The sequence below is a fragment of the Neisseria sicca 4320 genome (genome assembly GCF_000193735.1).
Taxonomy (GTDB): Bacteria; Pseudomonadota; Gammaproteobacteria; order Burkholderiales; family Neisseriaceae; genus Neisseria; species Neisseria sicca_E.
Window position 1 is genome coordinate 1 of record NZ_AEPF01000163.1, and the last position, 350, is coordinate 350.

The 350-nt window shown below is 49.7% G+C and carries 1 pseudogene; it reads right to left on the reverse strand.

Annotated elements, in window-relative coordinates:
- A pseudogene (locus NSCA4_RS0112345) lies at positions 1–165 on the reverse strand (IS5/IS1182 family transposase); the annotation flags it as partial.
- Positions 166–350 lie beyond the last annotated feature (185 nt).

Genomic DNA, 350 nt, shown 5'->3' on the forward strand with positions numbered 1-350 from the left:
ATAGGCGGGACGGCCGCGGTGGTCTCGGACGTAACGTGTTCTCTGACGATTCAGGTACTGTTCGATCGGCTGCCAATCAATCACCTGATCCAACTTCAATCGCGGGAAGCGGTCGATGTGTTTGGCAATCATGGCTTGTGCGGTTTGTTGGAAGAAGGTGCTCATGAGAAATCCCCTAAATGTCTTGGTGGGAATTTAGGGGATTTTGGAAAATTTTGCAAAGGTCTCAGGAAAAGGAAAGCGTTACCTCCCTAACCCGCCGCTACCAAGTGAGACGCGTCATCACCTACCCGAGCACTTAAGGTCGTAAGGAGTAAGTCACAATATTGTAGAGAAATTGCCGAAACGGT